The organism is bacterium, from assembly GCA_026416715.1.
Taxonomy (GTDB): domain Bacteria; phylum UBP4; class UBA4092; order JAOAEQ01; family JAOAEQ01; genus JAOAEQ01.
The window spans coordinates 91,876-100,001 of sequence record JAOAEQ010000010.1; the positions used below are offsets into that span (position 1 = coordinate 91,876).

An 8,126-nucleotide genomic window follows, 5' to 3' on the forward strand; every position below is an offset into this window, starting at 1 on the left:
CTACTATGTATACTATACGTTTAGCCACTTTGAACCATCAAGACCTTTTGTACCCATCTACCGACCTTATATTTTCCTTAAATACATTTTGCATAGTTCGGTATCTCTGGCGGAAAACTCAATATTGCCCAACCAGGCGCGCTAATTTATAGATGCTTCGCTTGCTGTTGCGTTCTTATTTCATCTTGCGTTAAGATATTTAACGAAATATTTTCAAAACCATGTTTTGGTATGTTGCTTCATTTCACTATCTCGCCAATATAAAAGGAATCAAATATGAACGTTCTGCCAACCGGACCGTTACCTAATAAGCGCAGCATTAAAACCTACTATAAAGATATGGCGCGATGGAATTTCGATATTGCCTATGCAGGATACTATGCATTTCCTTGGAAAGAAACTGTTGGGAAACTGAAATCGTTCTATTTAGAGTTCACAAAAGAAGCACATCATCGAAATATGCCAGCAATCATTCAAATTCAGTCAACAGTTGCGTTCCTCGATGATATTCCACTGACAGAAGCACAGTTTTATCTGGATAATACTCCGCATATGTATGCCCATTTTTCTGAATGGGGTTTAAAAAACTTTTTTGCTTCGTTTGCTTCCGAGATATGGTTAACCTACCTTCAGAAGCTTACCAAATTATTTATTCAGGAATATAAATTTGATTGGATAGTTTTCGAGGAACCGATGTATATTGTTGATATTCCAGGAACGAAAGACCGGTTCTACTCGGTATTCAAACAAAAATATCCAAACCTGCCCTATCCAACCAAACATTTAGAAACAGTAGGGTATGTTAAAGTTCAAGAATTGAAACAGGAAATCCAATTGCAGTTTTATAGCCGGTTAACGAAATACGCTAAGAAAATTGGCGCAAAAAAAGTTGGAATCATGCCTTGGTTCTTTTCGCCAACGCACGAAAATACCCCGACCGAAACATTTCATACCGCATGTAGTACTGGACGAATGGTAATGCTTCCGAGTCTTGATTTTGTTGTTGTCCGCATGCAACCGGATAATATTTATGCGGACGCAATGTTGAATACTTCTGGTGAAGCACTTCCGCGATTATATTATTTAGAAAGCCTTGCCCATTCATTGGGCAAACCGGTTATCGTTGTTAATAACCCAACAAACGAACATCCTACTCCCCAATATCCATCAGAACGACTCATTCCGGTAGATTATTTCAAACGATGCACATTAGCGATCGCTGCTTCAGCACCAAATGGGATAACCCGACATTGGTATGGCAAACATTATGAGCAGGAAAAGAACCAGATGGAACTATATACCTCGGTAAACGAAATTTTACCTCGGCTGGGATACCCGCAGTCAGCGTTTGCTTTTGTTTATAGCCATCGCGCACATTGGCATACACTTCCCTTAAAACCGTTTGAAGTTTGGAAAAACTATTGGCATATTGCACGTGCTTTACTATTTGACTATAAATTCCCAATTCATACATTCTATGCAGAAACAATTGCAGAATGTTTAAAACTGAATCCGCAGGTGCAGGTGCTAATATTCGACGAATATTTCCCATTGACTAAAGAAGAAGTGCTTATCGTAGAACAATGGTGGAATGCGCAACCGAATCGTATGCTGATATACTTCGGTTCGGGTAACGGTTACTCCCCTCACAGTAACCGTATCGGGTTACATCCCGATATTCTCGAAGCACCATATATCTTAGGATTATTTGGGATAACTCCACCGGTTACGATAAAAACGAAACAAGGTATTTCTCGATTTATCGAACCAGAAATAACTGATTTTGGAATTGATTTAACCTTTACTGGAACAAGTTTCACCCAAGATGGATTCTGGGGAAAAGAATTAAATATTGCTGCTCCACAAGTTGCGAAAGTCGAACTTGCTGATACAATGAATACCGAAATTTTCTATACTGGAACCGGAAATCTGCCAGTCGTAACAATGCGAACAAATGAGATTAAGAATAAAGCGATGTTTGTTGGATTAAGTCTTTTGTGGGAACGGGGTTTACCGCCGTTACGTGAACTAATCCGGTATGTCAATAATCGGTTAAATTTACATCGGTGGGTAACAAATATGTCTGAAGGTATCCTCTGGTCTCGAAATAAGTGGAATTACCTCATCCTATCAAATATCGAGAATGAACCCGGCATGGCTACGGTTCAACTGCCAAACTACGGCAAGCTATGGGATGTTAGAACGCGACGATTTATGGTAGAAGAAACTCAGCGGAGTGAAAATATCCAGAAAACGCATGTTGATATACCGGGGTATGACTTCCGTGTGTTCCGCTATGTAGATTATTATGACCAAGTGATTGATATTTATGGAATGACTTCCGTAACCGAATTTGTTTCGGAAAATAAACAGACTTCGATTCAATTATTCACAAAACAACCGGTAACTTTGATTCTGAAATCTAAACCAAAATCGGTTACTATAGACCATAAGTCTACCCGCCCAAAAATTATACCTTTCGCTACCTTCCTTGAATGCACAATTCCCTGTAAACCCGGTGAGCATAATATCATACTTAAGTGGTAATAGCCAAAATATATCTGAAATTAAAATTCTACAATCAATTTTCTACAATCGGGACTAGTCATCACGAAGAATGCAGGAATAAGCCCCTAGTGTTAGTTCGAGTGAACAATGACTCAGTAATTGTTCGATTTTAATCCAAATCAATTATAAAACGGTCTCTTATTTTTTCACAAATGAACTTTCAGTAATGGTTTGGTTTCCGCTGGCATCGATAGCTAAAACTTCAAACATGTGTTTTCCATGTTTTAGCGTCCTGAAGTATTCTTCCGGAACTTTTATACTTCTACACGATGCTGGTAAAGTAACTTGGAACGATCCGACGATAACCTGATACCCAACAATTTCAATTCGTTCTTCCGGAAAACCTTTCGCTGGGGCAGTAACCGGTTCCCAACTAATCGTCAGTGAGTTTACCCCATTTTGTACCGCTGAAACTTTCGGACCTGCGGGAACAGCATGCGATAATTGCACCATACTTTCCAGTCGGGTTCCACTTATTGTCGTCCCTATAAACTTGTATTTGCCTTTCGGAAACTGTGCTAGGAGTTCTTGAAGTGGAACTTCTGTCAGTGGCGGTTCTGCACCTTCGAAAGACATCTCGGTTAAACCATATTTTTTGAATCCTTCTTTAGTGGCAACCTCAAAAATTTTTTGTCCGTTCGGATGGATTATACTGAGTGTATTCCAGTCCTCCGCATCAAGGAAGACGTGAACACCCAAATCGTTGTCGGTTGAGTTATATTCGAAAAAAATTCTGGCTTCAGCAAATTGCGCTGCGTAAACAGGAACAACAGTAACAGTAGCACTGACCATAATCACCATAACTCCTATGACTATGGTTAACCAAGACACAATATTACTCGATTTTGTTTTCATTACATTCACCTTTTTTAAAATTGAAGTTGCTAGTTAAAATTAATTTTGTTATTTTATATTATAGTATGAATAATTTGATTTTGAATACAAAAAAGTTGATTTTTATTTAAAAATTCATCAACTACCCTACACTCCGTTAAATCGGTAGTTTTGACTTTAAGCACGGGGAAGTAGTGGAGAGAGATGAGAATTGAACGGTTCAATTCTCATCTCACACCGTTCTAAGAACAATTTTGAACTCGGAATCATCAATCCGTTCAAAAATGAATAATTCAAGAAAGTTTCTGAATTCTTTTCTCTTTTATTCTTATATTGGTTAAAGAATCAGTTGGTGAAATTCGCTATTTCATTATGATTAGTAAAATGAAGAGTTTATACGTATGGGAGAAGTTAGCCCATGGTATACTAAATTCAAGACTGATGGATGGAATTCATCGAATAGGATAAAAACAAATTGCTAGTTCTTTTTTTTTTTGTCCAATATTAGTATCTCTAATATCTGGGTATAAACATCATTATTTAACACCTAGGTAAATAGTCGTTATCCCCGCTGTAACTGAACGATACCTGACCTTATTCCAACCGGAATCAATAAGTATCTGGCTAACCTGTTTGTGGTCGTAGAATTCTTGAATTGTTTTCGCTAAATACGAATAAGCGGTTTTATCTTTCGAAATTACTCTACCAAGAGTAGGAAGATACCAATGTAAATAAACGTAATAAAAAAGATAAATAACCCGGTTTTTCGGGCGGGTTAATTCTAATGCAACTATTTTCCCACCAGGTTTAGTTACCCGCCGAATTTCGTTAAATAATTTCGCTAAATCTGATATATTCCTTAATCCAAAAGCGATCGTGACACAATCGAACGTATTATCCTGAAACGGAATTTCGAGTGCATCCGCCTGAATAAAACTAACCCTATTTCGGGGTTCGGAGTTTGGAATTTGTTGGCATTGTGTTGCTTTTTTAGCGATGGCTAACATCTCGTAACAAAAATCGAGTCCGATAATTAACTTCGCTGGGGATTGCGTTGAAAAAGCATACGCCAGTTTCCCGGTTCCCGTGCATACATCAAGGACATAACTTGCTGGCTGAATATCAGCTTCGCGAACGACTCGTTTCCGCCATCGTTTATCCTGATTGAAACTCAAAATAGTATTCAGTAAATCATAGGTAGGCGCAATCGATGAAAATAAACTGCGAACATATTTCTCTTTATCATTCATAGGTTAACTACTGAAACTGCTGAATTGCGTAATTTAAAATTTAGCATTTAGCATTTTAAATTTGCAATTTACATTGCTAATTTTTACAATTTAAAATGCGTTTCCCTTAGAAGTATCTCAGTATCTCGTATTTGCTATTTCGTTGCGCTGGGATTTTCCCAGCATTTCTGATTAAGTGAACCAACTCATCGACAGAAGTTTTATATCGCACGCCGGTTGCATCTACCACTTTCTCTTCCATCAGGATACCGCCGAAATCATTCGCTCCGAAAGATAACGTTACCTGCGCAAGTTTCGTTCCTTCAGTCACCCACCCTGCATGAATGTTTTTAACGTTATCCAACATAATCCGAGCAATAGCAACGGTTTTAAGATAATCGATACCTCCTGCCATCGCTATATGCGACAATTTCGTCCGATGCGGAGAAAATGTCCAAGGGATAAATGCGCGGAATCCACCGGTTTTATCCTGCAATTCGCGAATGCGGAGCATATGTTCAATCCGTTCTTCTAATGTTTCAATGATACCGAATGTCATCGTTGCAGTCGTCTCCATACCAATACTATGCGCTGTTTCCATACATTCCAGCCATTGTTGGGTAGATATTTTATGCGGACTGATAATCTGGCGAACTCGGTCAACTAAAATTTCCGCTGCTCCGGGTAACGAATCTAATCCTGCGGATTGAAGTTCGAGTAGCACCTGTTTTATAGACAATCCAGTTTTTTTAGCTAGATGATATATTTCCGGAACGGATAACGAATGTAAATATATCTGCGGATAATGCGATTTGATATCGTGTAATAGTCTCGTATAATAATCGAGAGATAATTCCGGATGGAGTCCTCCCTGCAGCATCACTTGCGTTCCACCAAGTTGAACTAATTCTTCAATTTTCGCTAGCACTTCTTCGTTGCTTAAAACAAACGCTTCGTCACTATTCGGAGTTACATAGAACGCACAGAAATTACATTGGCAATAGCAGACGTTAGTAAACGTTATATTCCGGTCGATAATAAAGGTGACAATATCTTTCGGATGAAACTGTTTACGTCGGATATCAGCGATTTTACCAAGCGAAATTAAATCTGCTGTATATAATAAGCAACCCTCTTCTTGATTCAACCGTTCACCTTGATACGCTTTTTCTAAAATAGAATCAACATTCATTATATATATCTAACTATACTTATATCAATTATCGATAAACTTCAGTTCTTTGCATTCAGGACAAAGATTTAACTTCGCTGCTTGTTCATAATAGAACAACAATGCCTTGATCATCTGTTCATTCAAATCATATCCTAGTCGAGTATAATAGTCATGCATATCAGTAGCAGAATTCGGTATAGTTCGTTCTGCAACTTCTGCTACTTGCACCAGATGCGATAAACCATATCCTAGTGATTCTTTTAAAGCGCGCGTTATTTCATTTACCTGCTGCATATTTCGTTCTGCAAATTCTTTTCTAACCGCCCAGACGACGAATACTACCGGATACCCACAGTATTCCTGCCAGAGTTTACCTAAATCATATTGATAAAGACTATCGGGAAAAGGTTCAGCTAACGTATCGTCTCCGATTAATAACGCAGCATCGGAGTTAGACAACATATCTTTGAGATTCGGTTGCATCACCAGATATTCTGGTTGCAGATTGAAATCCAGCGATAAAATGATTTTTAATAAAACTTGTGAAGTTGCACTCGCACTGCTTAATGCGATTTTTCTTCTATCGAGTTGTTCAATCGGTATTTTACTAATTAACATCACGCTTTTAACCAATTCAACTGAATTAAGGCATAAATGCGGAATTAAGAGATAATCCTCCTGATGCCAAGCATATTCAATCGCTGATATCGGACTTAGATCAAGCTTACCCTCCGCTAACCATTGATTCAATTCTGCCGGAATGCCGGTAACCAAATCCGCATTGAATGGAATTATCCCCGACTCAATACCATAATATACGGGCAACGAATTTACATAAACCAATCTACCTACTTTTGGTTTCATAAGACTGCTTGAATATCGGATTTCGGATATAGGAATTTATTTAACATGTGGATTTTGGATTTGGAATTTAATTTAGATATCGGCTATCCGTTTCGACTGCTACCCTACCCGCTTCGTGAATTAATTTAATTAATGCCGGTTTATCCAGATATTCCTGCACTTCCGCACCAGCTGCATGAACGATTTTCTCTTCAACCGAAGTCCCGCCCAAATCATCCGCACCGAAACATAACGCAGTTTGAGCCATTTTCGGTCCCAGATACATCCATAACGCTTTAATATGGTTAAAATTATCTAGCAGGATTCGACTAACGGCGATAACTTTCAAATCATCATATCCCGTCGTTCCGGTTACTCCAGACAATCGGGTATATTTTGGATGGAAAGCAAGTGGAACGAAACATTGGAATCCGCCGGTTTTATCTTGTAACTCACGTAATGCTAGGAGATGGTCAACCCGTTCTTCCAACGTTTCCATATGACCATAGAGCATGGTTGCATTGGTTTTGATTCCGAGCTGATGCGCAATCTGATGGATTTCAAGCCATCGAGAGCCGGAGATTTTTTTCGGGCAGATTTGCTGACGCACCCGCGGACTGAATATTTCAGCGCCACCGCCGGGGATAGTATCTAATCCCGCCTGTTTAAGTCGAATTAGCACTTCACTCACTTCAATGTTCGCTAATTCCGCAAAATGGTCAAGTTCAACGGCGGTAAACGCTTGAATACAAAATTGCGGATTGATTTGTTTAATCCGTTGCAGCATCTCTTCATAAAACGAGAGTGGTAACGATGGATGCATTCCGCCGACGATATGAATCTCAACCAAACCTAATTCCGCTACAGCTCGAATTTTCTTTTCAATTTCATCTAAGGTTAAGGTATATGCATCCGAGTCTGTTGTGTCGCGGGAAAAAGCGCATAACGGACAACGCGCACCGCAGATATTCGTCGGATTAATATTGATATTTGAACTGAAATAAGCATAATCCCCTACTGTTCTTTTCCGAACGATATCGGCTAGATACCCGAGAGTTAAGATATCCGAACTTTGCATCAACCGAATACCATCTTCCCGAGTTAACCGTTGTTCCGATTCAACTTTCTGGATTAGGTCGTTTAACGGATTATTCTGCGAAATAAAATTCATCGTGAAATATAAAATGCTAAATTTGAATTGATAAATGCGATTTATTTCGGTTCCCAGCGCTGATATAAATCATGGTCAATATCTAATAAATCTAATACTTTCCCGACAACAAAATCGACTATATCTCTAACTGTTTTCGGCTGATGGTAGAATCCCGGCATCGGTGGAACGATATCAACGCCGATTCTCGCTAACTTCAGCATGTTTTCTAAATGGACTATTGAATAAGGAGCCTCACGTACAAGAAGAAGAAGAGGGACGCGTTCTTTTAGGGCTACTTCACAAACTCTATGTATCAGGTTTTGGT

7 protein-coding genes are annotated in these 8,126 nt (G+C 38.9%); 1 reads left to right on the forward strand and 6 read right to left on the reverse strand.

The window, feature by feature from the left end; all coding sequences use genetic code 11:
- Window positions 1-276 precede the first annotated feature (276 nt).
- The gene (locus N3A72_05915; GenBank protein MCX7919136.1) at window positions 277-2,547 is read left to right on the forward strand and encodes a hypothetical protein; all 2,271 of its coding nucleotides are present in this window, start codon (window positions 277-279) and stop codon (window positions 2,545-2,547) included.
- Window positions 2,548-2,706: 159 nt separating this feature from the next.
- Here N3A72_05915 and N3A72_05920 read toward each other — a convergent pair whose 3' ends face one another.
- The 6 genes from N3A72_05920 to N3A72_05945 form a co-directional block, all read right to left on the reverse strand.
- Entirely contained in the window at window positions 2,707-3,423 is a 717-nt protein-coding gene (locus N3A72_05920) for a hypothetical protein (GenBank protein MCX7919137.1), read from the reverse strand.
- 515 nt (window positions 3,424-3,938) lie between these two features.
- Window positions 3,939-4,652 (reverse strand): bifunctional demethylmenaquinone methyltransferase/2-methoxy-6-polyprenyl-1,4-benzoquinol methylase UbiE, encoded by a 714-nt coding sequence (gene ubiE, locus N3A72_05925; protein MCX7919138.1) that lies wholly within the window; start codon window positions 4,650-4,652, stop codon window positions 3,939-3,941.
- 106 nt (window positions 4,653-4,758) lie between these two features.
- Window positions 4,759-5,823, reverse strand: coding sequence for a dehypoxanthine futalosine cyclase (mqnC, locus tag N3A72_05930; protein ID MCX7919139.1), 1,065 nt, complete (start codon window positions 5,821-5,823; stop codon window positions 4,759-4,761).
- Between the two features lie 24 nt (window positions 5,824-5,847).
- On the reverse strand, window positions 5,848-6,669 hold the full coding sequence (locus tag N3A72_05935) for a menaquinone biosynthesis protein (protein ID MCX7919140.1): 822 nt from the start codon (window positions 6,667-6,669) through the stop codon (window positions 5,848-5,850).
- Window positions 6,670-6,736: 67 nt separating this feature from the next.
- On the reverse strand, window positions 6,737-7,819 hold the full coding sequence (gene mqnE, locus N3A72_05940) for an aminofutalosine synthase MqnE (protein ID MCX7919141.1): 1,083 nt from the start codon (window positions 7,817-7,819) through the stop codon (window positions 6,737-6,739).
- A gap of 41 nt (window positions 7,820-7,860) precedes the next feature.
- On the reverse strand, window positions 7,861-8,126 hold a 266-nt coding region (locus N3A72_05945), incomplete at its 5' end, for a UbiX family flavin prenyltransferase (GenBank protein ID MCX7919142.1).